This is a genomic window from Streptomyces sp. NBC_01255 (assembly GCF_036226445.1).
GTDB lineage: Bacteria > Actinomycetota > Actinomycetes > Streptomycetales > Streptomycetaceae > Streptomyces.
The window spans coordinates 7,583,989-7,610,075 of the sequence record NZ_CP108474.1 but is presented as its reverse complement, the minus strand read 5'-3'; the positions used below and the strand labels follow the sequence as shown (position 1 = coordinate 7,610,075).

The window sequence follows — 26,087 nt, the reverse complement described above, 5'->3', positions numbered from 1 at the left end:
AGGCTCTTCGCCTGTCACTTTTCCGTGACCGCCGCCGCGAGCGCGTGCAGGCGCAGGGCCAGCTGGATTTCCAGGGCGCGGGCCGGGGACTGCCAGTCGGGGCCGAGGAGCCGGCCGACCCGTTCCAGGCGCTGCGCCACCGTGTTGACGTGGACGTGGAGTTCGTCCTTGGTGCGGGCGGGACTCATGCCGCTCGCGAAGTACGCGTCCAGGGTGCGTACGAGGTCGGTGCCGCGGCGGCGGTCGTAGGCGACGACCTGGCCCACGGTCCGGTCGACGAAGCCGTCGATGTCCCGGCTGTCCGCGAGCAGCAGCCCGAGGAAGCCGAGGTCCTCGGCGGCCGCGCCCTGGCCGGAGCGGTGCAGGAGCCGGAGCGCGTCGAGGCAGCGGCGGGCCTCTTCGTACGCGACGGCGACCTGGTCCGGGTGGTCGAGGGGCGCTCGTACGGGGGCGGAGGCGCCGACGGTGACCGGCTCGCGCAGGGTACCGCCGAGGTGGCGGGCGGTCTGGCGGGCCAGCTCGGCGGCGCTCTCGCCGGGGCCGAGCGGCAGCAGCAGGACCGTGCCGCCGTCGCGGGCGGAGGCGAGTCCGTGCCGGGTGGCGGCGAGGTGCGAGGCGGCCGCCCCGAGGCGCCGCCGGTCGGCGCTCTCCCGGCGGCCGGCGTCGGTGTCGGCCGCGCCGCCCACCCGGTCGATGCGGGCGGCGAGCACGACATGAGGTGCGTCGCTGTCGGTACGGAGCCGGGCAGCGCGCTCGCGCAGCAGACGGCGGTCGCGGTCGGGGGCGTCGAGGAGGTCGTCGAGGAGTTCGCCCCGTACGCGCTGTTCTGCCTCGCCCGCCGAGCGGCGGGCGAGGAGCAGCAGGGACGTGACGAGCGCGGCCCGCTCCAGGGTCCGCTGGTCGACGGGGTCGAGGGCGGGCCGGCCGCGGAGCACGAGCGCGCCGAGGGTCTCGCCTCCGGCGGATACGGCGGCCACCCAGTCGTCGCCCTCGCGGACGGCGTGGCCCTCCGCTCGGCGGGCCGACCCGGCGTCCGCCTCGCTGAACTCGACCGTGCCGCCCAGGACTTCGGAGACCGCGTCGGCGACGTCGTGGACGCCGCCGCCGTGCAGGACGAGCTCGGAGAGCCGGTCGTGGACCTCGGAGGCCCGCTCGATGACCCCGCTGTGCTCGCGGATGATGTCGTTGGCCCGCTCCAGCTCCGCCAGGGCCGAGCGGGTCTCGGCGAGGAGGTTGGCGGTGTCGATGGCGACGGCCGCGTGCGCGGCGAAGGAGCAGAGCAGTGCGACCTGCTCGCGTTCGAAGACCCTGGCCCTGCGGTCGGCGGCGAAGAGGACGCCGATGACCTGGCTGCCGAGGCTGAGCGGCACGCCGAGGATGGCGACGAGGCCCTCGTCCCGTACGGCCGTGTCGATCGTCCGGGTGTGCTGGAAACGCGCGTCGTCGAAGTAGTCGTCCGTGACGTACGGGCGGGCGGTCTGGGCGACGAGCCCGCCGAGCCCCTCGCCCATGCCGAGCCTCACCTGCTGGAAGCGCGCGGAGATGGAGCCCTCGGTGACCCGCATGTAGGTGTCGCCGGCGGACTGGTCGTTGAGGCTCAGGTAGGCGACCTCGGTGCCGAGGAGCGAGCGGGCGCGCTGGACGATCGCGCGCAGCACGGCGTCGAGGTCGCGGAGTCCCGCGAGGTCGTGGGCGGTCTCGAAGAGCGCGGAGAGCTCCGCCTCGCGCCGCCGGCGCCCCTCAAGCTCGGCCCGGACGCGCAGGGCCAGCAGCTTGGCCTCTTCCAGCTCGGCCAGCGCCTCGGGGCCCGCGCCGCTCGCACGGGCGAGCAGCACGGGCCGGTCGTAGGCCTCCGTCGCGGCTCCTCGGGCGAGGAGTTCCAGGTAGGAGACGTGTTCGTGGGACATGGACACAGGGATACCTGCCGAACGTGTGGTCGCACCACCCCTGTGGACAACCTTCACCGCGGCATCCGCAGGGGCGTCCCTCAGTGGGCGGTCCAGCCGCCGTCGAGGGTGAGCGAGGTGCCGGTGATGAACGAGGCCTGCGGGGTGCAGAGGTAGAGGACCGCCTCCGCGACCTCCGCCGGTTCGATGAGCCGCTTGAGCGCCGAGTCCTTGAGCAGGATCTCGGCGAGGACCCGCTCCTCGGGGATGCCGTGGGCGGCGGCCTGGTCGGCGACCTGCCGCTCGACGAGCGGGGTGCGGACGTAGCCGGGGTTGACGCAGTTGGAGGTGACGCCGCGCGGGGCGCCTTCGAGGGCGGCGGTCTTCGAAAGGCCTTCCAGGCCGTGTTTGGCGGCCACATAGGCGGATTTGAAGGCGGAGGCGCGCAGCCCGTGCACGGAGGACAGGTTGACGATCCGCCCCCAGCCCTGGGCGTACATGTGCGGCAGCGCGCCCCGGATGAGGCGGAAGGGGGCCTCCAGCATGACGGTGAGCACGGTGTGGAAGACGTCCGGCGGAAAGTCCTCGATGGGGCGGACGAGCTGGAGTCCGGCGTTGTTCACGAGGATGTCGGCCCCTGCGGCGGCGCCCTCGGCCGCGTCCAGGTCGGTGAGATCGAGGAGCCGGGGTTCGACGCTCCCGGGGAGGCGGGCGGCCTCGCCCGCCAGGGTCTCCAGGCCCTCGGCCGCCCGGTCGACGGCTCTGACCCGGGCCCCGGCGGCGGCGAGCCGCAGCGCGCAGGCCCGCCCGATGCCGCTGGCCGCGCCGGTGACGAGCGCGGTGCGGCCGGTGAGGTCGAGGGCGACGACCCCGGGCAGGGGGGAGGGAGAGGCCGTGTCGGATACGGGGGCGGTGATGGGGGCGCTCATGCTCCGCACCCTATGAACGGGCCACTCCCCCACCGATGTGGTCTCCACCCACAGTTCAGCCGGTCTCTGTGGTGCGGAACCATGTGGGGTCGTCGGCGAGTGCCTTCTCGATCCGGAGGTACGAGAAGCGCTTCATCTCCGGCAGGTCGTCCACCTCGAACCAGCCGACCTCGGTCGACTCGTCGTCGTTGACCCGGGCCTCGCCGCCCACCGCACGGCAGCGGAAGGCGACGTCCATGTATTGGCAGGTGTCGCCGTTGGGGTAGACGACCGGCTTGCGCAGGGTCTCCACGAGCAGGATCCGCTCCGGCACACAGTGCACGGCGGTCTCCTCGTACACCTCGCGCACCGCGCAGTCGGCGGGCTGCTCGCCGGGCTCGACGATGCCGCCGATGACCGCCCAGATCCCGTTGTCCGACCGCCGCCCGAGCAGGACCCGGCCCCGGTCGTCGAAGACGACGGCGCTCACGCCCGGCAGGAAGAGGAGCTGGTGTCCGGCCGTCTCGCGCAGCGTACGGATGAAGTCAGGGGTAGCCATGACTCCGACCCTAGATCATCGGATCATCCGCGGTCCGGGACCGGCGCCGGGCCCGTACGGAGCGGAGCGCCGACCAGCCGAGGCCGGCGGCGGCGAGTGCCACGAGCAGGGCCTCGGGCAGGGTGCCCATGCGGGTCGCCGGGGTGAGCGAGGAGCGTAGCGGCACCTCCTCGACCAGGACGTCGGGGGTGAACATCTTCGTCTGCGAGACGATCTCGCCGTCGGGGCGGATCACCGCGCTGACGCCGCTGGTGACGGGCACGACGACCGACCGGCTGTGCTCGACGGCCCGCACCCGGGACATGGCGAGCTGCTGGTAGGTCATCTCGCTGCGGCCGAAGGTGGCGTTGTTGCTGGGGACGGTGATGAGCTGGGCGCCGTGGGTGACGGTGTCGCGCACGGCCCAGTCGAAGGCCGCCTCGTAGCAGGTGGCGAGGCCGACCTTGGTCCCGGCGAGGTCGAAGACGCCGATCTTCGAACCGGGGCCGAAGTCGCGGCTGACCCGGTCGACGTTGCTGTTGAAGAGCCGGACGACGGACCGCATCGGGATGTACTCGCCGAAGGGCTGGACGTGCCGCTTGTCGTACGTGGCCACGGGGCCGCGCTCCGGGTCCCATTCGATGAGGGTGTTGCGGAGCTTGCCGGTCGGCGGGGAGATGACCGCGCCGATCACCGTGGGCACCCCGATGGCCTGGACGGCGCCGTCGATGACGTCGGCGGCGTCGGGGTTCGCGTACGGGTCGATGTCCGAGGAGTTCTCGGGCCACAGGACGAAGTCGGGCTGCGGCTCGCGGCCCTCCTTGACGGCCTCGGCGAGCTCGCGTGTGCGGGCGGCGTGGTTGTCGAGGACGGCGCGGCGCTGGGAGTTGAAGTCGAGGCCGAGGCGGGGCACGTTGCCCTGGACGGCCGCGACGGTGGCGGTGCCGTCCTCGGCCGTGTCGTCGACGAGCGGCAGCGCGGCGACCGCGCCGGTCACCGGAAGGAGCACGGAGAGCGCGGCGACGGCGAGCGGGCCGCGCGGGACGGTGCCGGCGGCGCGAGCGGCGCGGAGCTGCCGGTACGCCTCGTACAGACCGAAGCCGCACAGGGCGACCGCGAAGCCGAGCACGGGGGTGCCGCCGACGGCGGCGAGTGGCAGGAAGACGCCGTCCGCCTGCCCGAAGGCGATCTTGCCCCAGGGGAAGCCGCCGAAGGGCACACGCGCGCGTGCCGCCTCCGCGAGGATCCACACCCCGGCCGCGAAGAAGGGCCACCAGGGAAGCCGGGAGACGGCCGCGATGCCGAGACCGGCGGCGGCGACGAACAGCGCCTCGATCGCGGCGAGGGCGACCCACGGCACCGGGCCGACCTCCGCGCCGGTCCAGACGAGCAGCGGGAGCATGAAGCCGAGCCCGGCCAGATAGCCGAGACCGAACCCGGCGCGGAGGCGGCGGCCCCGCAGGGTCCAGCCGAGCAGCGCGAAGGCGGGCAGGGCGAGCCACCACAGGGGGCGCGGCGGGAAGCTCAGGAAGAGCAGGAGCCCGGACAGCAGGGCCGTCGCGGGCCGCACGAACCGTCGCAGCGGGGAACCCGGCGCGGGCGAGCCGTCGGCTCCGGACGCGGGGGTGGGTGCGGGGGTGTTGGTGATGGTGGCGCTCACCTTGCGGAGTCTACGGGGCGTCCCTGTCGGCACCGAGGCAGGTGCGAGGCCGGTGACCGGGTCGTCGCCTCGCCGTCCGGCGGCCGGGGAGCACCGGGGCTCAGATGCCCGTCGCGGCGGGCGGACCCGGTGGGGCCGGGTGGCGGAGGCGGTCGCGGATGACCCGGACCGCGGACTCGGCGTCGTCGACCGTGACCGTGAACGTACGGCCGTCACCGAGGCGCAGGACCAGGGCCTCGCCCCGCCGGACGATCACCGCCGTGCCTTTCTCGGGACGCCAGCGGTAGCCCCAGCCGCCCCACTGGCGCGGTGTCACGCTCGGGGCGAAGTCGGCGCCGACGACATGGGAGAGGGGGATGCGCCGACGGGGCAGGCCGATGTGGCCGCAGCGGACCTCCATGGCGCGGTCGTCGACCCTGACGGCCACGTGGACGAAGGCGAGCGTGCCGAAGAGGACGAGGAGTCCGGCCGCGACGCAGCCGATCACCGCCATGAGGAGAGCCGCGATGCCGGAGGTCCAGGCCGACTCGACGGCGATCGTGATGCCCAGGGCCATGCAGGCGGCACCGGCGGCGGCCGCCAGCCACTGAAGGCGGTTGGTGGCGCGGCCCGTCCAGACGGCGGGCTTCCGCTTGTCGGCGCGCTGGTCCCGGGGGTACTGCCTCATGTCAGGAAGCGTACCCAGCATCGTGCGAAACAGCGCGCCGGAGAGCGGTCACGCCCTCACGGTCAGTGAGCCGGCGCGGTGGCCCCGAGGAGGCGGCCTTCGGCGTAGCCGAGGGCGGTGGCGGGGAGCTGTCCCGGCCGGCCGCTGAGCAGGACGGTGAGGCCGCCGGTGGGGTCCGCGTCGGGCGCGGGCTCGGCGCCGATCCGGCGCAGCGCCTGCGCGGCGACGGCGTCGGCGGAGCCGTGGAAGACGATCGGCGGCAGCGCGGCCCGGCCGCGCGCCTCCAGGGCGGCGAGGATGCGCTCCTCGACCAGCTCGTAGTGGGTGCAGCCGAGGACGACGGCGCGGACGTCCGCCGGGGTGAGGGCGGCGGCCGCGGCGACGGCCCGGTCCACGGCGTCCCGGTCGCCGTACTCCACGGCGTCGGCGAGCCCCGGACAGGGCACCTCGGTCACCTCGGCGCCGTCCGCGAACTCGCGGATGAGTCCGCGCTGGTAGGCGCTGCCGGTGGTCGCCGGGGTGGCCCAGATCGCGACCTTGCCGCCGCCGGTGGCGGCGGGCTTGATGGCGGGGACGGTGCCGATGACGGGGATGTGCGGTTCGAGGGCGGCGCGCAGGGAGGGCAGGGCGTGCACGGTGGCGGTGTTGCAGGCCACGATGAGCGCTTCGGGGCCGTGCTCGGCGGCGGCGAGGGCGACCGCGAGGGCGCGCTCGGTGAGGTCCTCGGCGGTACGCGGACCCCACGGCATGCCGTCGGGGTCGTTGGAGAGGAGCAGATCGGCGTCCGGCCGCAGCCGGCGCACCGCGGCTGCCGCCGGGAGCAGGCCGATTCCGGAATCCATGAGCGCGATCTTCACCCGGTCACCCTAGCCGATGGGCCTCGCACACCCGGCGATCTGGGGCAGACTGCGGCGAATGAGCACCCTCGCCTGGTTCGCGATCGCTTCCCTGGCCGCCTGGTTCTGGCTGCTGCTCGGCCAGGGCTTCTTCTGGCGGACGGACCAGCGTCTGCCGCCGGTCGACGCGGGCCGGGGCGTGCCCGCCGAGGGCGGCTGGCCGCGGGTGGTCGTCGTCGTACCGGCGCGGGACGAGGCCGAGGTGCTGCCCCTGAGCCTGCCGTCGCTGCTGGCGCAGGACTATCCCGGCGAGGCCGAGGTGATCCTCGTCGACGACGGGAGCACGGACGGCACCGGCCCGCTCGCCGCCGAACTGGCGGAGCGAGCGGAGCGCGCCGCGCGGGCCGAGCGCGCCGCGCCGGTCGAGCGGGCCGCGCCGGTCGAGCCGGTCGACCGGCTCGGTGGGCTGCCGTTGACCATCGTGTCGCCCGGCGAGCCGGAGCCCGGCTGGACGGGAAAGCTGTGGGCGCTGCGGCACGGGATCGCCCTGGCACGCGCGCGTGAGCCGGAGTTCCTGCTCCTGACGGACGCGGACATCGCCCATGAGCCGGACAGTCTGCGGCTGCTCGTCGCGGCGGCGCGGGCGAACGACCTGGACCTGGTCTCACAGATGGCCCGGCTGCGCGTCGCGAGCCCGTGGGAGCGGCTGGTCGTGCCCGCGTTCGTCTACTTCTTCGCGCAGCTCTACCCCTTCCGCTGGATCAACAGCGCGCGGCCCCGCGCGACGGCCGCGGCGGGCGGCTGCGTCCTGCTGCGGACGGAGACGGCGGCGGCGGCCGGTGTGCCGGAGGCGATCCGGCGGGCGGTGATCGACGACGTGTCGCTCGCGCGGGCGGTACGGCGCGTGGGCGGGCGGATCTGGCTGGGGCTCGCGGAGCGGGTCGACAGCATCCGCCCCTACCCGGGCCTCGCCGAGCTGTGGCGGATGGTGTCGCGGAGCGCGTACGCGCAGTTGCGGTACAGCCCGCCGGTGCTCGCGGGGACGGTGGCGGGTCTGGTGGTGGTCTATCTGGTGCCGCCGGTGGCCCTGACGGCGGGCGCGGTGACGCGGGACGCGGTGGCGGCGTGGGCCGGGGGTGTTGCCTGGGCGGTGATGGCGGGGACGTACGTGCCGATGCTCCGCTACTACCGGCAGCCGCTGTGGCTCGCGCCCCTGCTCCCCTTCACCGCGCTCCTCTATCTCCTGATGACCGTGGACTCCGCCGTGCAGCACTACCGCGGCCGGGGGTCGGCGTGGAAGGGACGCACGTACGCCGGAAATTACGTTTCCCGACACGGGGAGTAGCGCCGTCAATTCGGCGCGTGCGCGTCGCCCCCCGTTCCCTCGGATTGACGCCTAAGCATGCCCATGATCACTTCTTACACGCCTTCCCGGCACCTTTTCTTTATGTGTTCTTCACGCCGGGGTACGCCGGGCGCCTCAGAGGGCCGCAACCCGCCGGTAACCCCCTCCGAACTCGGCTTTTACGCGATCTTGGTGCCGCGCGACGCCCGTTTTTGTCACGTTCGCTCGGATTGGGGATCCATCTGTTCACGAAGCCCGTCAAACAACCCTCTAATCAGTCTCCCCATCCAGCACATCGTGGGCTTAACTTATGTGCCATGACCTCCCCCCGCTCCTCCTATGGAGGCGGTTACCACACCGCGCCGTCCTTCCCGGACACCCCGATCTACGACTCCCTGGTCGCGGAGCGGGGCACGCCTCAGATCGCCCCGATCCGAGTGCCCGCCGCCTACGACACCGGCAGCTTCCCCGGAAGCGGTTCTTACCTGCCGGCGCTCCCCGCGGCCCTGCCCGCCCTTCCGGCGGCGCCCACCCCGCACCCCGCCCCCGCCTACGGCGGCGGGTACGGCTATCCGCAGCCCTCCCAGCAGATGGCCCCCGTACCGCTCCAGCACGCCCCCACCCCGTACATCCCGCAGCAGCCGGTCGCCCCGCGCGGCTACCAGGGCGGCGGGTACCCGCAGCAGCCCCGCCCGGCCGCCCAGGGGTACGAGGCGATGCGCCCGGCCGCCCCGCGGCCCGTACCGGCTCCGGCGCCCGTCCCGGCCCCGGCACCGGCGATGTATCAGGACCCGTACAACCGCCCCTACCAGGGCGGAGGTTACTGACCGGGCCGGAGGCACCGGCCGAGGGCACCGGCCGGAGGCGCCCTCCACCGAGGTCCGACGCGGTCCGGAGCGGCTGGCAGGATGGCGGTATGTCCACACCTGTACTCCGCTCCGTCCACGTCCATCCGGTGAAGGCCATGCGCGCACTGGCCCCCTCGGAGGCCGAGGTGGAGCCCTGGGGGCTCGCCGGGGACCGTCGCTGGGCCGTCGTCGACGCCGCGAGCAAGGTCGTGACCCAACGCCGTCACCCCCGGATGGCGTTGGCCACGGCGGAGCTCCTGGCGAACGGCGGCGTCGCACTGTCCGCGCCCGGACACCGGACACTGGAGGTCGCGGTGCCGTCCCCCGCGGCCACGGTCACGATGGAGATCTTCGACAAGTACGTGGAGGCGATCCCGGCCGGTGACGAGGCGGCCGCCTGGCTCTCCTCGTACCTGGGGACGGACGCCCGGCTCGTCCACATGGACGCCCCGGAGCACCGGCGGCCGGTCGACCCCGCGTACGCGCTGCCCGGCGAGACGGTGAGCTTCGCGGACGGCTATCCGCTCCTCGCCGCCACGACGGCCTCGCTCGACTCGCTGAACTCCTTCATCGAGGACGGCGACCACGCCCACGAGGGCCCCTTGCCGATGAACCGGTTCCGCCCGAACCTCGTGATCGAGGGCACCGACCCCTGGGCGGAGGACGGCTGGACCCGGCTCGCCGTCGGCGAGGTCACCTTCCGCGTCGCCCGGCCCTGCGGGCGCTGTGTCGTCACCACGACAAACCAGTTCACCGCCGAGCGGGGCAAAGAGCCGCTGCGCTCCCTCGCCCTGCACCGCAAGCGCGACGGCCGTGTCTTCTTCGGCCAGAACCTCGTCCCCGAGCACCGCGGCACGGTCCGGGTCGGCGACCTCGTGAAGATCCTCGACTGACACGCGCGCGTTCCCGTCGGCCCGACAGGCGGGGAACGCTCGCCCGGGGCACACTCGTTGGAAGAGCGGCGAACAACGAGGGGGTCCTGACGTGCGGGCAGCCACCGGAGTCTGGCGCTGGCGGCGCAATCCGCTGTGCCGGACCACGGATCTGGTCGAGGCGTGGGTCGCCTTCACGGCCGCCACGCTCCTCTGCCTCCTCGTGCCCCTGGTCGGCTGGGCCGCGGGCTCGTCCGCGCACGGCTCGCTCCAGCGCGCGGTCCGCACGCAAGCGGAGCAGCGACTGCCGACGACGGCCCGGGTCGTGCGCCTCGCCGACGGACCCGCGAGCGGCCCCCGTACCACCGAGACCGCCGGGGAGGAGCGGCTGCGCCGGTCCGTGGTGGCGCGCTGGACCGCCCCGGACGGCACGGCCCGGACGGGAACGGTGCCCACGGCGAGGCGGCACTCCACGCCGGGCGACGCCTTCGCCCTCTGGACCGACCGGGACGGGCGCCCGGTGTCGCCGCCGATGCCTGCGGGCACGGCCCGCGCGCACGCGGCCATCGCCGGTGTGATGGCCGCGCTCCTCACCGGCCTCCTGGTGGAGACCGTCCGCCGTTTCGTTGTACGCCGCCTCGTCCTGCGGCGGTACGCGCGCCTCGACCGCGCGTGGGCCTCGGCGGGCCCCGACTGGGGCCGTGCGGACACCGGCAGCTGACCCGTACCGACGCCGCCGGCCTACCCGTACGAGTAAGCCCTCACGACCCGTCAACCCCCACCGACCGCGCGCGCTACGGTGGGGCATCGGAACAGCGGCGAGGCATCAGGCGGGGGCAGGGCACACCCATGGCACAGGGCACGGTCCAGGTGACGCACACCGGCACATCGCGGTGGCGGCGCCGCACGGGTGAGTACGCCTCTCTCGCCGCCGCCCTGGAGGCCGCGAGCGACGGGGACGTCCTCACCGTCGCGCCCGGCACCTACCGGGAGAACCTGGTCGTGCGGCGGGCCGTCACCCTGCGCGGCCCCGAGGGGTCGGTCGGCTCGGTGCGGATCGCGCCGCCGGACGGGGTGGCGCTGACCGTCCGCGCCTCCGTCACCGTCCAGGACCTGCACATCGAGGGGCAGGACGTCGCCGCGCCCGCGCTGCTCGTCGAGGACGGCACGCCCGAGCTGCTCGACCTGCGGATCATGACGCGCTCGGCCGCCGGGATCGAGGTGCGGGGTGCCGCCCGCCCGACCGTCCGCCGGTGCACGATCGACAACCCGGCCGGGGTCGGCATCGCGGTGGTCGACGGCGCGGGTGGGGTGTTCGAGGAGTGCGAGGTGGTCTCCGCCGGCCAGGCGGGCGTCTCGGTGCGCGGCGGGGCGCATCCGCGCCTGGAGCGCTGCCGCGTGCACCATGCCTCCGGTGCCGGGATCGCCGTCACCGGCGAGGGCAGCGGCCTGGAGGGCGTCGGCTGCGAGGTGTACGAGATCAAGGGCGCCGGCATCCAGATCGCGGCGCGTGCCACCGCGCACCTCACCGACTCGTCGGTGCACCGCACGTCGGCGGACGGCATCACTCTCGACACGGACGCCGTCCTGACGCTCTCGGACTGCGACATCCACGACGTCCCGGAGAACGCGGTCGACCTGCGCTCGCGCTCGGTGCTGACACTGACCCGGTCGACGGTCCGCCGTTTCGGCCGCAACGGCCTGTCGGTGTGGGATCCGGGCACGCGCGTGGACGCCAACCAGTGCGAGATCCACGACAGTACGGGCGACTACCCGGCGGTGTGGGTGAGCGACGGCGCGACCGTCGTCCTCGACGCCTGCCGGGTGCACGACGTGCCGGACGCGCTGTTCGTCCTCGACCGGGGTTCGCGCGTGGACGTGGTCGACAGCGACCTGTCGCAGGTGCGGAACACGGCGGTGTCGGTGAGCGACGGGGCGACGGCGCAGCTCGACGACTGCCGGATCCGGGAGGCCTCCACGGGCGCCTGGTTCCGGGACCACGGCAGCGGCGGCACCCTCGCGGGGTGCACGATCGACGCCGTGCAGACCGGGGTCATCGTCACGAAGGGCGCCGACCCCACGATCGACCGGTGCACGGTCACCTCGCCCGCCGAGGCCGGTTTCTACGTGTCGGCCGAGGGCCGCGGCTCCTTCCACGGCTGCCGGGTCACGGGCAGCGGCGGATACGGGTTCCATGTGACGGACGGCTGCCGGACGAGCCTGCGCAAGTGCCGTACGGAGCGGTGCGCGCGCGGCGGGTACGAGTTCCCGGAGGAGGGCGCGGTCGCGGAGGACTGCACCAGCGACGAGAGCGCGGTCCGTTCCTCCGTGCCCGACGGCGGCACCGTCCTGACGGCCACGCAGCCGTCGGGGGTCCTCGGGTCGGTTCCCGTGCCCCGTACCCAGCCGGCCGCCGCCCCGGCGCCGGTGGTTCCGGTGCCCGAGGCCCGTTCCTCGCAGGACGTCCTCGGCGAACTGGACGCTCTGGTGGGCCTGGAGAGCGTGAAGCACGAGGTGCGGACGCTCACCAACATGATCGAGGTGGGGCGCCGGCGTCAGGAGGCGGGCCTCAAGGCGGCCTCGGTCCGCCGCCATCTGGTCTTCACCGGCAACCCCGGCACCGGCAAGACGACCGTGGCCCGGCTCTACGGCGAGATCCTCGCCTCGCTCGGCGTCCTGGAGCGGGGCCACCTGGTGGAGGTCTCCCGGGTGGACCTGGTCGGCGAGCACATCGGCTCGACCGCGATCCGTACGCAGGAGGCCTTCGACCGGGCGCGCGGCGGCGTGCTGTTCGTCGACGAGGCCTACGCGCTGTCGCCGGAGGACTCGGGGCGGGACTTCGGCCGCGAGGCGATCGACACGCTGGTGAAGCTGATGGAGGACCACCGCGACGCGGTGGTCGTCATCGTCGCCGGGTACACTGCGGAGATGGAGCGCTTCCTCACCGTCAACCCCGGTGTGGCATCCCGCTTCTCACGGACCATCAGCTTCGGCGACTACGCGCCGGACGAGCTCCTGCGGATCGTGGGGCAGCAGGCAGACGAGCACGAGTACCGCCTCGTACCGGGCACGGACGACGCACTGCTCACCTACTTCACGAAGCTGCCCAAGGGCCCGGCCTTCGGCAACGGCCGTACGGCGCGGCAGACGTTCGAGTCGATGGTGGAGCGGCACGCGGGCCGGGTCGCCGCGCTCGCCGAGCCGAGCACGGACGACCTGACCCTGCTCTATCCGGAGGACCTTCCCGAACTCCCCTGACGGCCGGAACTCCCCTGACGGTCACCGTCGTTCGGCTCGCGCTGACGGGGCAGGGCGGGTGGCAGCCGGTCGAGAAGTGCGGAGCGGTGCCGGGCGAACGCCGGGTCGGCCTGGTAGTCGGAGTGGCCCAGGATCGGTTCCGGCAGCGGGTGTTCACGGGTGCGGCCGTACGCGACGGGGTCGAGCAGCACGTCCCCGTCGACGGCCGGCCGGTCCGCCTCCGCGGGGACACGGACGGGGCCGCCGATGGGGTCGGTGGCGCGGTGGAGGTTGCTCCAGCAGTGGACCGTGCGGTGGAGGGAGCGGAGCGCCTCGGGTCCGAAGTAGGCGGGGAACCAGCGCCCGTAGAGCCGCTCCAGGGGTGAGCCGTAGGTGAGGAGCGCGACCCGGCCGCGAGTGGCGGGCGGCAGCTGCCAGACGGCGGCCGCGGCAAGGACGCTGCCCTGCGAGTGGCCGGAGATGACGAGCCGGCCACCGGTGCCGCGGGTCCAGGAGCTCATGCGCCAGGTGAGGTCGGGGACGGCCCGTTCGGCGTAACACGGCGGGGCGAAGGGGTGGGCGGCCCGCGGCCAGAAAGTGCCGACGTCCCAGAGGATGCCGATGGTACGGCGGGCCGAGGCGTCCTTGTAGGCGCGGCGGCCCCAGGTGACGAAGAGCAGGAAGCCTAGGCCGATCATCCAGGAGCCGAGGGCCTGGGCGGCGGAAGCGGCGGAGGCGATCGCGGGGTGGGCCCCGTCGAAGGCACGGCCGGGGACGTTTCCGCTGGCCCAGGCTCCGGCGACGGACGCGGCCCCGAGGAGCAGGGTCGCGCCGGAGACGACTCCGACGAGGACGGGCGCGGAGTCGGTGAGCCCCGCACGGGCCCGGCCCGCCGCGATCTGTCCGGTGCGGACCGGGTCCGGCTCGCCCGCGGCGCCGTAGTCGGCCTCGACGGCGGGCCGCAGCCGCCGCGCGTCGAGCACGGTCCGTACGGCGAGGAGGGCGGCGGGTGCGAGCAGCAGCAGGAGCAGCACGGGGATCACGGACGCCTGCCAGCTGAGCAGCACGGGCGGCCCGATCCGGGGGCCCTCCCCCGCGCCGGGGCCGTCGAGCCAGTCGGCGACGCGCTGGGCGACGCCGCCGGACATGACGCCGGCAAGGGCGCAGGCGAGCATGGCGACGGCGGGGCCGCCGAGTCCGCGCAGCGCGGTGCGCGGGTCCCTGCGGGGGCGCTGGAGGAGCAGGGCGACCACGCCGAGGGCGACGACGAGGCCGCCCTGGGCGAGGGTGAGGGTGCCGAAGGCGGCGTCCCCGGGGAGGGTGCCGTGGGAGACCCAGCCGGGACGGGACCAGCCGGCGTGCACGGCGGCGAGGGCGAGCAGGGCGAGGGCGGACCCGGGCAGCCAGGAGACGAGGGCGCGCTCGACGCGCAGGTCGAGACGGCGCTCGCTGCGGCCCCGCCGGCAGACGACCCACAGGACGACGGCGCCGAGGGCGACGAGGGCGGCCTGGAGCGCGAGGCCGCAGGCCGCGAGCGCCCCCGTGTCATGGCGGGCAGTGACGGTGGCGAGGGCCGCGGCGACGGTGAGGAACCCGGCGGCGGTGTGCGCGCCACGGAGCCGGGCGACGAGGCGGCGCCCGTACCAGAAACCGGGACGGCCGAGGGCGGGGCGGAGCTCGGCGGGGGTGGGCCCGGCTTCGGCCGGGGCGGGGCCCTCGGGGACGGGTTCCTCCAGGTCTGCGGTCTCCGTGTCGGCCTGGGCGTCGGCTTGAGGGGCGGCCTGGGCGTCGGCTTGAGGGGCGGCCTGGGCGTCGGCTTGAGGGGCGGCCTGGGCGTCGGCTTGAGGGGCGGCCTGGGCGTCGGCTTGAGGGGCGGCCTGGGTGTCGGTTTGCGCGTCGGCCTGGGTGTCGGCTTTCGGCTCCGGCATGGGGGCGTCGTAGCCGGTGGGCGGGCGCTGGGCCTCGTACGCGCTCCAGGTCCGGTTGGACAGGTACCAGAGCAGACCGACGAGCGCCGTCGGCACGAGCGCGGCGAGGGCGAGGCGGCGCCCCGGCGCGGACCACCAGCCGCCGCGGTCGGCGGCGAGGAAGCCGAGCCAGGAGTACGCGTCGGAGCAGGCCGCGGTGCCGGCGCACTGCCAGGCCGTCAGATCGAGCGCGACCTCGCAGGCCGCGGCGGTGAGGAGCACGGTGAGGGTGAGGGCGACGAGCCGGACGAGGACCCCGTACAGCCGGACGAGTCCGGGCCGGCCCTGGGCGGGCGGGCGCATCCAGTGGGCGAGGTTGGCGACCATGAAGGGCAGAAGCAGCAGCCACAGGGCGCGCGTGCCGTCGCCGGAGGTGAGGTTGGACCAGCAGTACGCCTCCGGCACCGGCCGTGCGGCGTACCGCTCGGGGTGCTCCTCGGCGTCGAGGTCCTCGGTCCGCCGGTACACGGCGGCGGTCCCGTCGCCGGTGACGCGTACGGTCCTGGGGTCGTCGAGCATGGACTGCGGGGTGGCTCCGCCGACTCCGTGGACGAGGAGTTCGAGCGCCGCGCCCCCGGTCTCCGGGGCGGGTGTGGCAGGGGACACTTAGGGGACTTCCTCTCTGGGTGGGAGGATGCGACGTCGGAAACAGGATCGCGGACGGCCATACGGCAGCGCACGGTCTCTCACCGAATCCGACACTGATCCCTCGTCCCCTGCGGAAGGACCGGCCCCGGCGGTGACTGACAACCAGAACCTCCTCGCGGAGCAGCGGCGCGCCCTGATCCTCGACGAGGTCCGGCGGCGCGGCGGTGTACGGGTCAACGAACTGACCCGGCGGCTGAACGTCTCGGACATGACGATCCGCCGCGACCTGGACGCGCTGGCCCGGCAGGGCATGCTGGCGAAGGTGCACGGCGGGGCCGTGCCGGTGGTCGAGGCGAGCACCCATGAGCCGGGCTTCGAAGCCAAGTCGGTGCTCGAACCGAGCGCCAAGGACGAGATCGCGCGGGCCGCGGCGGCCCTGGTCGCGCCGGGCACGGCGATCGCCCTGTCCGGCGGGACGACGACGTACGCACTGGCCCGGCATCTGCTCGACGTACCGGATCTGACGGTGGTGACCAACTCGGTGCGGGTCGCGGACGTGTTCCACGAGGCGCAACTGGCCGGCGGCGGGGGCGAGGTGCGCCGCGGGGCGGCGACCGTCGTCCTCACGGGCGGGGTACGCACGCCGTCCGACGCGCTGGTCGGGGCGGTGGCGGACCGGGCGATCCGCTCACTCCACTTCGACCTGCTCTTCCTCGGGGTGCACGGCATCTCGGTCGAGGCCGGACTGTCGACGCCGAACCTCGCGGAGGCGGAGACGAACCGCTGCCTGATGCGGTCGGCGCGCCGGGTGGTGGTGGTCGCGGACCACACCAAGTGGGGGACGGTGGGCCTGAGTTCCTTCGCCGACCTGGGCGAGGTCGACACCTGGGTGACGGACCGCGGCCTGGGCGAGGACGTACGCGGCGAGGTGGCGGAGCACCTGCCGGGGGTCGTGGTGGCGGGCGAGGAACCGGCGTGACCCTGTTCCGGGTCGAGCGGACCGTACCGCTGGCACCGGACGAGGTGTGGCGGCGGCTAACGGACTGGCCGGCGCACGGCCGGCAGGTGCCGCTGACCCGGACGAGGGTCCTCACGCCGGGGCCGAGCGGGGCCGGGACGCGGTTCACGGCGCGGACCGGGATCGGCCGGCTGGCCTTCGACGACCCGATGGAGGTCGTGCGCTGGGAGCCGCCGGAGGCCGGGCGGCAGGGCGTGTGCCGCCTGGCGAAGTCCGGCCGGGTCGTGCGGGGTTGGGCGGAGGTCGCGGTGACGGGAGCCCCGGACGGCGGCTGCCGGGTCGAGTGGACGGAGGAGCTCGCGGTACGAGGACTCCCCCGCGCCTTCGACCCGGTCCTGGCGCGTGCGGGGCGGGTCCTGTTCGGCCGGGCCGTGGACGGCTTGCTCCGCCCTTAGGTGTTCCTTGCCGATCCGGGCGTAGCCCTACGGGCGGAGTTCCGCCGCCACCAGGGCCGCGGCCCTGGCCACGAGCAGGTTGTCGGCCGTCGCGTCCTCCTCGGGCTTGGCCGTCAGGACGGCCAGCAGGACCGGGCCGCCGGCCGGCGGCCAGGCGATGCCTACGTCGTTGTTGCCGCCGTACCGCCCGCCGCCGGTCTTGTCGGCGAGGATCCAGTCGGCGGGCAGCCCCTTGCGGAACCGCTCGCCGCTGGTGGTGTTGGCGAGCATCCAGCGGGTCAGCCGGTCGCGGTCCCGGGGCGTCAGCGCGTCGCCGAGGACGAGGCGCCCGTAGGTCCGGCCGATGGCGCGCGGGGTGGTGACGTCGGTGTCGCGCCAGGGCTCGGCGGAGTTCAACTCGGGTTCCCAGCGGTCCAGTCGGGTGACGCCGTCCCCGATCGACCGGGCGAACCGGGTGACGGCCGTCGGCCCGCCCAGTGCGCGCAGAAGCAGATTCGCGGCGGCGTTGTCGCTGTAGCGGAGGGTCGCGTCGCAGAGCCCGGCGACGGTCATCCCGTCGGCGAGGTTCTCCGGCAGCCCGGTCCTCGGCGAGAAGCCCGACCGCTCGACCAGCGCCTCCGTGTAGCGGACGCGCTTCGCCAGGAACGTGCCGTCGTGGTCGAGGTCGCGCAGCACGGCAGCGGCGGCGAGGGTCTTGAACACCGAGCACATCGGGAAGCGCTCGTCGGCGCGGTACGCCACCGTCCGGCCGGTGCGGACGTCGTGCGCGAACACGCCCAGGCGGGCGGAGTGCTCACCTTCCAGTTCCCGCAGCCGGGTGGTGAGACGGTCGCGGCCACCTCGGGCCGTCGAAGCACGGGCCGTCCCCCCGACCGGGAGGACGGAGGCGAGCGCGGTGCCGGCGCCGAGTGCGAGTGCGGTGCGGCGGGACGGGTGCGGTGCTGTGGTGGACAAGGTGGTTCCCCTTCCGGTCCGGCGAGATCCCTGCGCAGGCCATCATGCGCGGAGGCCGCCGCCACCCTGTGCCATTGACATGCCGTCAGCTAGGGTTCACTTCCACATCCGTCCTGGGGAGGTTCGGTCCATGGCACGCCGACTGAGGCCGGTGGAGCTCGACTTCACCACGACCGCGCCCGTCCGTCTCGTCCACACGGCGACGCTGGCGGCTCCGCCGTCGGCCGTCTACCGGTCCGTGGCCGTGGAGGTGGGCAGCCTGCCGGCCTGGTTCACGGCCGTCACCTCCGCCGTCCCGACGGGGGACGGGGCGGGCCGGACCATACGACTGCGGGGCGGGATCGTCTTCGAGGAGACGATCCTCGCCGCCGAGCCCGACATCCGGTACGGCTACCGGGTGGACCTGACGAACGCCCCCGGCGTGACGGCGCTCGCGGAGGAGTGGGCCCTCTCCCCCGCCGGGAAGGGCACGCGCCTGCGGTGGACGATGGCCGTCGACGGCGCGGCTCCGGTCCGGCTCGCGCTGCTCCTCGCCCGCCCCGGCGTGGGGCTGTCCTTCCGGGACGCGGCGCGCCGCCTGGACCGGCGGCTCACTCCGGCCAGGCCCCCGTCGCCAGGAACCGCTCGATAGCGGCGCTGTACGGGGCGATGTCCAGGCCCTGGGCGGCCAGCCAGTCGTCGGAGTAGTACTTGTCGAGGTAGCGCTCGCCCGGGTCGCAGATCAGCGTGACGATGCTGCCGGTGCGCTCCTGCTCGACCATCTCGGCCACGATCTTGAAGGCGCTCCAGAGGCCGGTGCCGGTGGAGCCGCCCGCCTTGCGCCCTATGGCCGTCTCCAGGGCGCGGACGGCGGCGACGCTCGCGGCGTCGGGGACCTTCATCATGCGGTCGATCGCGCCGGGGACGAAGCTCGGCTCCATGCGGGGGCGGCCGATGCCCTCGATGCGCGAACCGCAGTCGGCGGTCGCGCCGGGGTCGTTGTGCGTCCACCCGTCGAAGAAGCAGGAGTTCTCGGGGTCGGCGACACAGATCCGGGTGTCGTGCTGCATGTAGTGGACGTAGCGGGCGATCGTCGCCGAGGTGCCGCCGGTGCCCGCGGTGGCCACGATCCAGGCGGGCTCCGGGTAGCGCTCCAACGTCAGCTGCTGGTAGATCGATTCGGCGATGTTGTTGTTTCCGCGCCAGTCGGTGGCCCGCTCGGCGTAGGTGAACTGGTCCATGTAGTGGCCGCCGGTGCGCGCGGCGAGGGCCGCGGACTCCTCGTAGATCGTCCGCGAGTCGTCGACGAAGTGACACTCCCCGCCGTGGAACTCGATGAGCCGGCACTTCTCGGGGCTGGTCGTGCGGGGCATGACGGCGATGAAGGGCACGCCGACGAGCTTCGCGAAGTACGCCTCGGAGACGGCGGTCGAGCCGCTGGAGGCCTCGATGACGGGCTTGCCCGGCCGGATCCAGCCGTTGCAGAGCCCGTAGAGGAAGAGGGAGCGGGCGAGGCGGTGCTTGAGGCTGCCGGTGGGGTGGGTCGACTCGTCCTTGAGGTAGAGGTCGATGCCCCACTTCTCGGGGAGCGGGAAGCGCAGGAGGTGGGTGTCGGCGGAGCGGTTGGCGTCGGCCTGGACCTTGCGGACGGCCTCCTTCAGCCAGGCTCGGTACGCCGGATCGCTGTGGTCGACGTCGAGGGTCGCCGGTGCCGTGGTCGACGGTGCCGTGGCCGCCGGCCCCGTGGCCGCCGGCCCCGTGGTTGCCGGCGCCGCGGTCGCGCTGTTCTCCGTGGTGCTCATCCGTCCCACTCCTCGCTTGCCAACACTGCTTCCCGATGCCGACGATACCCCTCCCACCTGGGCAAACGTTCCCTTTGATGTCCCATAGGCATCCCTTGTGGCGGGGCTACTGGTGCGGTCGCGGGCCGCCCGGCACACTGGTGGGGCAACCGGGTGAAAGGGGTGGACCGGCATGGCGGAACCCGAGTTCAGCGCGCGGGGCGTACGGATCGCACGCTGGCCGCGCGCCCTGACGCGCGCGGGAGAGGTACGGATCGAGGACGGCCGGCTCGCGCTGCTCACGAGCTACGGCAGCGAGATCGACAGCGCGCCGGTGACCGCCGTACGCGCCGGGCGGCCGTGGTTCGCCAAGGCCGACGAGGCGGTGGCGACGGTGAACGGGACCCGGTACCGGCTGACCCTGCACCACGGGGACGGCGACGGGACCAAGGAGTCGGGAAGCTTTCTCGCGGCGCTGAGGCGGGCTGCCGGGCGCTGACCTGCCACGGTTCGCGGCGAGTTGCGGCCCGGTCACCACTGGTTCACGCTGGTACCACCTCACCGAGGGTTCACAGGTGGTGACGTTGTGCTTGGGTCGCCACCCCGCCGTACCGCTGTACCGCATGAGAGATCCGAATCTTCGTCTTCTTCCGGACTACTTCGGGGAGTCGCAGCCGTGATCAGCGAGCCGAGCAGGTATTACGCGGTGGAGCTCCACGCCCTGCCGTCGCGGATCGGACAGGTCCGCAGAATCGTCTCCGCGCATCTGCGCCACTGGCATCTCGACGCTTTGGTCGACCATGCCGCGCTCGGTGTCACCGAGCTTCTGACCAACGTCCACCGACACGCGCAGCCGGACAAGCGCTGCACGGTCGAGATCGAGCTGCTGCTCGACCGCCTCACGGTCTCGGTCAGGGACCACGACCCCCGAATACCGAAGGCCGGAACCCTGGACGACGGCGACATCGACGGTGACGTCGGCGGCGCCGGCGACGGCGCCGGTGACGGACTCGACGCGCTGGAGGCGCTGGAGGCGCTCGCCACGTCCGGCCGGGGCCTCGCCATCATCGGCGCGGTCAGCGAGAGTTGGGGCGTCCGCCCGTGCGGCGCCGACGGGAAGGTCGTGTGGTTCACGCTCGCGGCCCCGGCGCCCCCGGTCCCGGTGGAGGTGTGCCGGGTCGCCGTGCGGGACGTCCTGCCGGCGAGTTCCTTCCCGCGGTACGACCGGTTCCCCGGCGTCCCCCTCAGCATCCCCGCCGATCCTCGCTCCGGCGATCCGCTCACCGTCCCCGCCGCCGATCCGACGCGCGCGCCCGCGGTTGCCCTTTAGCGGGTGCCCTGCGCCAGACCGCGCACAGGCCGTAGGTTCTGGGAGAGGCCCGATGGCTCCGGCTGAACACCTACCCGGCCGGACGGGCCGGAGCTGAGGAGCGGTGGCAGTGGCGATGCGGGAGTATCCGCTGGTGGGCGGGCCGGTGGAGGTACGGGGTGCGCTGGACCTGGAGAGGACGCCGGCGGGGGTGATGCCGCGCCGATTGCCGGCGTGGACCAAGGAGCAGTACCAGGACCCGTCGGTCTACGGGGGAACGGTGATGCCCTCGGGCGTGCGGCTGGTGTTCCGCACCGATGCGCGGGTGCTCGAGTTCGAGGTCCTCACCTCCACGGGGCAGCTCGACAGTGACCCCCGGCCTCGGCCGACCGGGATGCTGGAACTGACGGTGGACGGTGCTCTTGCCGGGCGCCGACGAGCGCCGTTGGGTCATGTGGTGCGGATGGCGGGCCCCGGGGCCGCGCAGCGACTGATACCGGGAAAGCCGGGAACGGCACGATTCGCCGGGCTGCCGACCGGTATGAAGAACGTCGAGCTGTGGCTGCCGCAGCAGACCCCCACGGAACTGGTGGCGCTCCGTGCCGACGGTGAGGTCCTGGCGCCCCTGCCCGACGGCCGGCCCCGCTGGGTGCACCACGGAAGCTCCATCAGCCACTGTCTCGAAGCCGACGGCCCCACCGGCACCTGGCCCGTGGTGGCGGCGTCACTCGGGGGCGTGGAGGTGACCAACCTCAGCCAGCCGGGCAACGACATGCTGGACCCCTATGTCGCCCGGACGATCCGCGACATGCCCGCCGACCTGATCAGCCTCAAGACAGGCGTCAACATCGTGGGCCTGGCCACCTTCCGACTGCGGACGTTCGGCCCGGCGGTGCACGGATTCCTCGACACGATCCGGGACGGCCACCCGGACACCCCGCTGCTGGTGGTCTCCCCGGTGAGCTGCCCGGCACTCGACGCGCGTCCCGGCCCGACCGCGGTGGGCCGGGACGGGAGGATCACAGCGCTGGGCGACCCGGCCGATCTGGCCCGCGGGGCGTTGTCGCTGCAGGTGGTCCGTGACGAGCTGGCGAGAATCGTGGCGGTCCGGCAACCACGCGATCCTCACCTGCACCACCTCGACGGACGCGAACTGCTCGGCCCGGCCGAGGTGGACGACCTTCCCGACGGCCTGCACCCCTCCGCCGCCGCGTACCGCCGGATGGGCGAACGCTTCGCCGCCCACGCCTTCGCCGACGGGGGCCCGTTCCGCGCCCGCTCGCATCCGCAGCCGACCGAGTAGGACACTCGGCCACCCGCGGACCGGTTCGACGCGGTCATGAACGAGGCCCTGCCCTCCGGTGTGCTCACTCCGTGGCGATGGCCCGGAGGATCTCCAGGCGGCCCGCCCTGCGGGCCGGCCGCCAGGCTGCCGCGACCCCGGCGACGAGGCCGACCAGGACCACGGTCGCGAGTGGTACGAGCGGCACCGCGAAGGCGAGCGCGCTGTCGCCCGATCCCGCCGAGGAGCGGACGAGGACCCAGCCGAGGAAGGCACCGAGCGTGAGGCCGCCGAGCGTGCCGAAGGCGGCGACGAGGACGGACTCCCAGCGGACCATGGCCCGCAGCTGGGCGCGGGTCTGTCCGACGGCCCGCAACAGGCCCAGCTCGCGGGTCCGTTCGTGGACGGCGAGGGTCAGCGTGTTCGCGATGCCGAGCAGCGCGATCAGGACCGCGAGCGCGAGGAGCGCGTACACGAGGGTGAGCATCATGTCGATGCCGCCCGCCGAGGCCTCGGCGTACTCCTCCCGGGTCTGCACCTCCGGTTGGCCGTACCGGTCCGCGACCGCGGTCACGGCCGTCTTGCCGTCCGCGACGGACACGCCGTCCGCGAAGGCGACGGCGACGAGCCGGTCGGCGTCCTGGGTGCGGTGCGGGGCCCAGGCCTCCCGGGTGACGAGGTAGTCGCCGGCGAGGTCGGCGCGATCGTAGACGGCTTGGACGGTGAAGGACTGCCGGGTGCCGTCCATGAACGTCAGCTCGGCCGTGCGCCCGGGCGCCAGACCGGAGGCGGCGGCCTCGTCGGCGGCGACGGCGAGCCCGTCCGTACCGAGCCCGGCGAGGGAGCCCCGCACCTCCCCGAGGTCGAGGGTGCGGGCGAGCGCGGCCGGGTCGGTGACGGTCAGGGCGCGGCCCCGTCCGTCGACCTCCGCCACTCCGCGTCCCAGGCCGACGGCCGTGTCGACCTCGGGCAGCGCCGCGACCGCCGGGGCGAGCCGGGGGCTGAGCCCGCTGCCGCCCGCGCCGAACGAGGGTGCGCCGATGGCCACGTCGCCCGCGAAGGAGCGGTCGACGGTGCGGTCCATGGTCGCCTTGAGGGAGGCGCCGAAGACCGTGAAGAGGGTGACGACGGCGACGCCGATCATCAGGGCGGTGGCGGTCGCGGCCGTACGTCCGGGGCTGCGCAGGGCGTTGCGGCGGGCAAGGCCGCGGTTGGCGCCGCGCAGGGGCCGGCCGAGCGCCCGTACGGCGACCGAGGCGGCCACCGGGCCGAGCACCACGAAGGCGGCGACGGCGAGCCCCGCACCGGTCGCGGCGAGCCACAGCGAGGGCTCGCCGAGCACTCCGGCGAGGACCGTGGCGACGGCGGCGAGCAGGAGGGCGCCGCCGGTGAGCGCGCGGGCGCGGGAGGTGCCCGAGCCGTCGGTGTCCGTCTCGCGGAGCGCGGCGAGCGGGGCCGTGCGTCCGGCCCGTACGGCGGGGAGGAGCGCCGAACCGGCGCAGACGGCGAGTCCGACACCGAGCGGGAGGGCGAGGGAGCCGGCCGTGACGACGAGGTCGCCTTCGGGGAAGGGGAAGCCGATCGCCGGGAAGAGGGCCTGGAGACCGGCGGCCACGCCGATCCCGGCGAGGAGTCCGGCGGCGGAGGCGAGCAGTCCGACGGCGAGCGCCTCGGCGAGGGTGCCGGTGACGACCTGGCGGCGGGCGGCGCCGACGGCACGGAGCAGGGCGTTCTCGCGGGTCCGCTGGGCGACGAGGACGGCGAAGGTGTTGTGGATGGTGAAGACGGAGACGAGCACCGCGACCCCGCTGAAGACCAGCAGGAAGGTGGTGAAGAGGTCGAGGAAGCGACCGGAGACCGCCTCGGTGTTCTCCTCGGCCGCGCGCTGCCCGGTGATGGCCTCGACGCCCTCGGGCAGGGCGGGGGCGAGTGCGGCGACCAGCTCGTCCTGGCTGACGCCGGGCCCGGCGCGTACGGCGATGCTCGTCGCCTCACCCGGGCGGGCGGTCAGGTACCGCTCGGCGTCGGCGCGGGTCAGACCGGTCCAGGTGACCTGGCCCATGCCGTCGGCGCCGCCGAAGGTGGCGAGGCCGACGACGGTGACCCGGACGGGGTCGGGGGTGCGCAGGACGGTCGTGTCGCCGATGCCGAGGCCCGCGGCCTTCGCCGCGCCCCGGTTGACGACGGCCTCGCCGGGCGCTTGCGGAGTGCGCCCCTCCGCGAGCCGGTACGGGTTGAGGGCCGGGTCCTCGATCCAGTTGCCGGCGAGGGTGGGCGGGCCTGCGCCGCCGACGGGGGTCCCGTCGGCGGCGAGGAGCTGGCCGGCACCCTCGATCAGGGGCGCGGCGGCGGCGACTCCGGGGACGTCGGCGAGCCGGTCGGCGAGGGCGGCGCCGACGGGGCCGCGGGTGCCCTGCGCTTCGCCGGCGGCGGTGACGGTGGTGGCGCTGCGGACGACGGCGTCCGTGCTCCGGGTGGCACCGGTGAACATCGCGTCGAAGCTCGTGCGCAGGGTGTCGCCCATGACGAGGGTGCCGGTGAGGAAGGCGACCCCGAGGAGGACCGCGGCGAAGGTGCCGAGGAAGCGGCGCCGGTGGGCGCGGAGGGAGGCGAGCGTGAGCCGGAGGGTGGCGGGGGTTCTCATGTCGCCGCTCCTCGGGTCGTGGCCGATGCCGCGACGGAGGTCGTGACCGAGGTCGTGACGGAAGTCGTGACGGCCGGCCGGGCGGTGTCGGGCGCCACGGCCGTGGTCTCGAAGGCCTTCATGCGGTCGAGGACGCGGTCGGCCGTCGGCGCGGCCATCCGGTCGACGAGCCGCCCGTCCGCGAGGAAGACCACCTCGTCGGCGTGGGCGGCGGCGACCGGGTCGTGGGTGACCATGACGACCGTACGGCCGGTCTCCCGCACGGTCCGGCCGAGCAGCCGCAGGACTTCCTCGCCGGAGCGCGAGTCGAGGTTCCCGGTGGGCTCGTCGGCGAAGACGACGTCCGGGTCGCCGACGAAGGCGCGGGCGACAGCCGCCCTCCCCCTACGCCCTGCGGGCGTGGGGGGACCCCCAGCTGCTGTCCGCCGGAGAGTTCGCCCGGCCGGTGGTGCAGGCGGTCGCGCAGGCCGACGGTGTCGACGAGCCGGTCGAGCCGGGCCCGGTCGGGGGCTCTTCCGGCGAGGTCGAGCGGGAGGGTGATGTTCTCCGCGACGGTCGGGGTCGGCAGCAGGTTGAAGGCCTGGAAGACGAAGCCGACGCGGTCGCGGCGCAGGAGCGTCAGACGGCGGTCGTCGAGCGTGGAGAGGTCGGTGCCGCCGACGAAGGCGGCGCCGGAGGTGAGGGTGTCGAGCCCGGCGGCGCAGTGCAGGAGGGTGGACTTGCCCGAGCCCGAGGGGCCCATGACGGCGGTGAAGCGGCCGGCCGGGAAGTCGACGCTCACCCCGTCGAGGGCCCTGACCTCGGTGTCGTCGCGCCCGTAGACCTTGACGGCGTCCAGGACCCGGGCGGCGTCGGTGGACACGGCGGGGGTGCGGGTGGCGGTGGTCATGCCCGACGCCCCTTGGTCGCGGCGCGGCCGAACTGCTCCTCCAGGACGGTGAGCCGCCGCCAGTACTCGTCCTCGTCGATCTCGCCGGCGGCGAAGCGGTGGCCGAGCAGGGTGATCGGCGAGCGCTCGTCCGGCGCGCCGTCGCGGTTCGGGCGGCCGGCGCGTCCCGGGCGCCGGCCGGCGCGGCGGGCGACGGTGACGATCCCGGCGATGACGACGGCCCAGACCAGGGGGAAGAGGAGGATCCACGGGCCGGGGCCCGCGTGGGCGAGTGTGGTGGCGAGGGTGTTCATGAGGTTCAGCTCCTCGGTGCGCTGAGGTGATGTGTCCGTGGTTCGAGACTCGCCCCGGGAGGGGGTCCGGGGCGTCGTACGGGCAGCGGCTTCCCGCATACGACAGCGGGAGTACGGCGGGCGGGTGCGGGGCCTTCCGCCGACCCTCGCCGGCCCTTCGCTGGGCCTCTGCCGAGCCTTCGCTCGGCCTC

Annotated in this window: 22 protein-coding genes and 1 pseudogene; 11 read left to right on the top strand and 12 right to left on the bottom strand. The window is 74.3% G+C overall.

Annotated features, from left to right (window positions below; translation table 11 throughout):
• Nucleotides 1-14 precede the first annotated feature (14 nt).
• The 6 genes from OG357_RS34545 to OG357_RS34520 form a co-directional block, all read right to left on the bottom strand.
• A complete protein-coding gene (locus OG357_RS34545; RefSeq protein ID WP_329624855.1) occupies nt 15-1,907 on the bottom strand; it encodes a helix-turn-helix domain-containing protein in 1,893 nt (630 codons plus the stop codon).
• A gap of 80 nt (nt 1,908-1,987) precedes the next feature.
• Complete coding sequence (locus OG357_RS34540; protein WP_329624854.1) at nt 1,988-2,815, bottom strand: 3-hydroxybutyrate dehydrogenase; 828 nt, start codon at nt 2,813-2,815, stop codon at nt 1,988-1,990.
• A 55-nt stretch (nt 2,816-2,870) separates the two neighbouring features.
• Nucleotides 2,871-3,353, bottom strand: a complete 483-nt coding sequence (locus OG357_RS34535) for an NUDIX hydrolase (protein WP_329624853.1) — start codon at nt 3,351-3,353, stop codon at nt 2,871-2,873.
• A 10-nt stretch (nt 3,354-3,363) separates the two neighbouring features.
• Nucleotides 3,364-4,992, bottom strand: coding sequence for an apolipoprotein N-acyltransferase (gene lnt / locus OG357_RS34530; RefSeq protein ID WP_329624852.1), 1,629 nt, complete (start codon nt 4,990-4,992; stop codon nt 3,364-3,366).
• A 100-nt stretch (nt 4,993-5,092) separates the two neighbouring features.
• The gene (locus OG357_RS34525) at nt 5,093-5,659 is read right to left on the bottom strand and encodes a hypothetical protein (RefSeq protein ID WP_329624851.1); all 567 of its coding nucleotides are present in this window, start codon (nt 5,657-5,659) and stop codon (nt 5,093-5,095) included.
• Between the two features lie 62 nt (nt 5,660-5,721).
• On the bottom strand, nt 5,722-6,516 hold the full coding sequence (locus OG357_RS34520; RefSeq protein WP_329624850.1) for a glutamate racemase: 795 nt from the start codon (nt 6,514-6,516) through the stop codon (nt 5,722-5,724).
• A 58-nt stretch (nt 6,517-6,574) separates the two neighbouring features.
• Between OG357_RS34520 and OG357_RS34515 the strand changes: the two genes are divergently transcribed.
• From OG357_RS34515 to OG357_RS34495, 5 genes are all read left to right on the top strand, one after another.
• On the top strand, nt 6,575-7,840 hold the full coding sequence (locus tag OG357_RS34515) for a glycosyltransferase (protein WP_329624849.1): 1,266 nt from the start codon (nt 6,575-6,577) through the stop codon (nt 7,838-7,840).
• 317 nt (nt 7,841-8,157) lie between these two features.
• Nucleotides 8,158-8,667, top strand: a complete 510-nt coding sequence (locus OG357_RS34510) for a DUF6643 family protein (RefSeq protein ID WP_329624848.1) — start codon at nt 8,158-8,160, stop codon at nt 8,665-8,667.
• Nucleotides 8,668-8,756: 89 nt separating this feature from the next.
• Entirely contained in the window at nt 8,757-9,581 is an 825-nt protein-coding gene (locus OG357_RS34505) for an MOSC domain-containing protein (protein ID WP_329624847.1), read from the top strand.
• A gap of 91 nt (nt 9,582-9,672) precedes the next feature.
• Nucleotides 9,673-10,281, top strand: a complete 609-nt coding sequence (locus tag OG357_RS34500) for an Rv1733c family protein (protein ID WP_329624846.1) — start codon at nt 9,673-9,675, stop codon at nt 10,279-10,281.
• Between the two features lie 128 nt (nt 10,282-10,409).
• Nucleotides 10,410-12,818, top strand: coding sequence for a right-handed parallel beta-helix repeat-containing protein (locus OG357_RS34495; RefSeq protein WP_329624845.1), 2,409 nt, complete (start codon nt 10,410-10,412; stop codon nt 12,816-12,818).
• On the opposite strand, the gene OG357_RS34490 is transcribed toward OG357_RS34495, so the two are convergent.
• Nucleotides 12,788-15,370 (bottom strand): hypothetical protein, encoded by a 2,583-nt coding sequence (locus OG357_RS34490; protein ID WP_329624844.1) that lies wholly within the window; start codon nt 15,368-15,370, stop codon nt 12,788-12,790. The genes OG357_RS34495 and OG357_RS34490 overlap by 31 nt on opposite strands.
• Nucleotides 15,371-15,503: 133 nt before the next feature.
• Here OG357_RS34490 and OG357_RS34485 point away from each other — a divergent pair, with 133 nt between their 5' ends.
• Together OG357_RS34485 and OG357_RS34480 are read left to right on the top strand one after the other, a co-directional pair.
• The gene (locus OG357_RS34485) at nt 15,504-16,331 is read left to right on the top strand and encodes a DeoR/GlpR family DNA-binding transcription regulator (protein WP_329624843.1); all 828 of its coding nucleotides are present in this window, start codon (nt 15,504-15,506) and stop codon (nt 16,329-16,331) included.
• Nucleotides 16,328-16,765, top strand: coding sequence for an SRPBCC family protein (locus OG357_RS34480; protein WP_329624842.1), 438 nt, complete (start codon nt 16,328-16,330; stop codon nt 16,763-16,765). Before OG357_RS34485 ends, OG357_RS34480 begins: the two co-directional genes overlap by 4 nt.
• A 27-nt stretch (nt 16,766-16,792) precedes the next feature.
• On the opposite strand, the gene bla is transcribed toward OG357_RS34480, so the two are convergent.
• Nucleotides 16,793-17,719, bottom strand: a complete 927-nt coding sequence (gene bla, locus OG357_RS34475) for a class A beta-lactamase (RefSeq protein ID WP_329624841.1) — start codon at nt 17,717-17,719, stop codon at nt 16,793-16,795.
• Nucleotides 17,720-17,849: 130 nt separating this feature from the next.
• Between bla and OG357_RS34470 the strand changes: the two genes are divergently transcribed.
• Complete coding sequence (locus tag OG357_RS34470; protein WP_329624840.1) at nt 17,850-18,350, top strand: SRPBCC family protein; 501 nt, start codon at nt 17,850-17,852, stop codon at nt 18,348-18,350.
• Here the strand turns inward: OG357_RS34470 and OG357_RS34465 are convergent.
• Nucleotides 18,310-19,500 carry a PLP-dependent cysteine synthase family protein gene (locus tag OG357_RS34465; RefSeq protein ID WP_329624839.1) on the bottom strand — a complete coding sequence of 397 codons (1,191 nt, stop codon included), beginning with the start codon at nt 19,498-19,500 and terminating at the stop codon, nt 18,310-18,312. The two genes, OG357_RS34470 and OG357_RS34465, sit on opposite strands and share 41 nt — an antisense overlap.
• Before the next feature lie 172 nt (nt 19,501-19,672).
• On the opposite strand from OG357_RS34465, the gene OG357_RS34460 reads away from it, so the two are divergent.
• The 3 genes from OG357_RS34460 (at nt 19,673) to OG357_RS34450 (ending at nt 22,091) form a co-directional block, all read left to right on the top strand.
• Nucleotides 19,673-19,978 (top strand): hypothetical protein, encoded by a 306-nt coding sequence (locus OG357_RS34460; RefSeq protein ID WP_317593481.1) that lies wholly within the window; start codon nt 19,673-19,675, stop codon nt 19,976-19,978.
• A gap of 177 nt (nt 19,979-20,155) precedes the next feature.
• Nucleotides 20,156-20,809, top strand: coding sequence for an ATP-binding protein (locus tag OG357_RS34455; RefSeq protein WP_329624838.1), 654 nt, complete (start codon nt 20,156-20,158; stop codon nt 20,807-20,809).
• A 115-nt stretch (nt 20,810-20,924) separates the two neighbouring features.
• Nucleotides 20,925-22,091, top strand: a complete 1,167-nt coding sequence (locus OG357_RS34450) for a lipase (RefSeq protein ID WP_329625785.1) — start codon at nt 20,925-20,927, stop codon at nt 22,089-22,091.
• A gap of 64 nt (nt 22,092-22,155) precedes the next feature.
• Here OG357_RS34450 and OG357_RS34445 read toward each other — a convergent pair whose 3' ends face one another.
• From OG357_RS34445 to OG357_RS34435, 3 genes and pseudogenes are all read right to left on the bottom strand, one after another.
• Nucleotides 22,156-24,714, bottom strand: a complete 2,559-nt coding sequence (locus OG357_RS34445) for an ABC transporter permease (RefSeq protein WP_329624837.1) — start codon at nt 24,712-24,714, stop codon at nt 22,156-22,158.
• Nucleotides 24,711-25,603, bottom strand: a pseudogene (locus OG357_RS34440) (ABC transporter ATP-binding protein). Before OG357_RS34440 ends, OG357_RS34445 begins: the two are co-directional and overlap by 4 nt.
• Complete coding sequence (locus tag OG357_RS34435; protein WP_329624836.1) at nt 25,600-25,896, bottom strand: SHOCT domain-containing protein; 297 nt, start codon at nt 25,894-25,896, stop codon at nt 25,600-25,602. The pseudogene OG357_RS34440 and the gene OG357_RS34435 overlap by 4 nt, the downstream one beginning before the upstream one ends.
• Nucleotides 25,897-26,087: the final 191 nt, after the last annotated feature.

Coding starts and splice junctions, on each gene's coding strand:
- OG357_RS34435 (WP_329624836.1), bottom strand. CDS start 25,896: ATGAACACCCTCGCCACCACACTCGCCCACGCGGGCCCCGGCCCGTGG.
- OG357_RS34525 (WP_329624851.1), bottom strand. CDS start 5,659: ATGAGGCAGTACCCCCGGGACCAGCGCGCCGACAAGCGGAAGCCCGCC.
- OG357_RS34445 (WP_329624837.1), bottom strand. CDS start 24,714: ATGAGAACCCCCGCCACCCTCCGGCTCACGCTCGCCTCCCTCCGCGCC.
- OG357_RS34495 (WP_329624845.1), top strand. CDS start 10,410: ATGGCACAGGGCACGGTCCAGGTGACGCACACCGGCACATCGCGGTGG.
- OG357_RS34470 (WP_329624840.1), top strand. CDS start 17,850: ATGGCACGCCGACTGAGGCCGGTGGAGCTCGACTTCACCACGACCGCG.
- OG357_RS34515 (WP_329624849.1), top strand. CDS start 6,575: ATGAGCACCCTCGCCTGGTTCGCGATCGCTTCCCTGGCCGCCTGGTTC.
- OG357_RS34510 (WP_329624848.1), top strand. CDS start 8,158: ATGACCTCCCCCCGCTCCTCCTATGGAGGCGGTTACCACACCGCGCCG.
- OG357_RS34465 (WP_329624839.1), bottom strand. CDS start 19,500: ATGAGCACCACGGAGAACAGCGCGACCGCGGCGCCGGCAACCACGGGG.
- OG357_RS34535 (WP_329624853.1), bottom strand. CDS start 3,353: ATGGCTACCCCTGACTTCATCCGTACGCTGCGCGAGACGGCCGGACAC.
- OG357_RS34540 (WP_329624854.1), bottom strand. CDS start 2,815: ATGAGCGCCCCCATCACCGCCCCCGTATCCGACACGGCCTCTCCCTCC.
- OG357_RS34545 (WP_329624855.1), bottom strand. CDS start 1,907: ATGTCCCACGAACACGTCTCCTACCTGGAACTCCTCGCCCGAGGAGCC.
- OG357_RS34450 (WP_329625785.1), top strand. CDS start 20,925: ATGCGGGAGTATCCGCTGGTGGGCGGGCCGGTGGAGGTACGGGGTGCG.
- OG357_RS34505 (WP_329624847.1), top strand. CDS start 8,757: ATGTCCACACCTGTACTCCGCTCCGTCCACGTCCATCCGGTGAAGGCC.
- OG357_RS34460 (WP_317593481.1), top strand. CDS start 19,673: ATGGCGGAACCCGAGTTCAGCGCGCGGGGCGTACGGATCGCACGCTGG.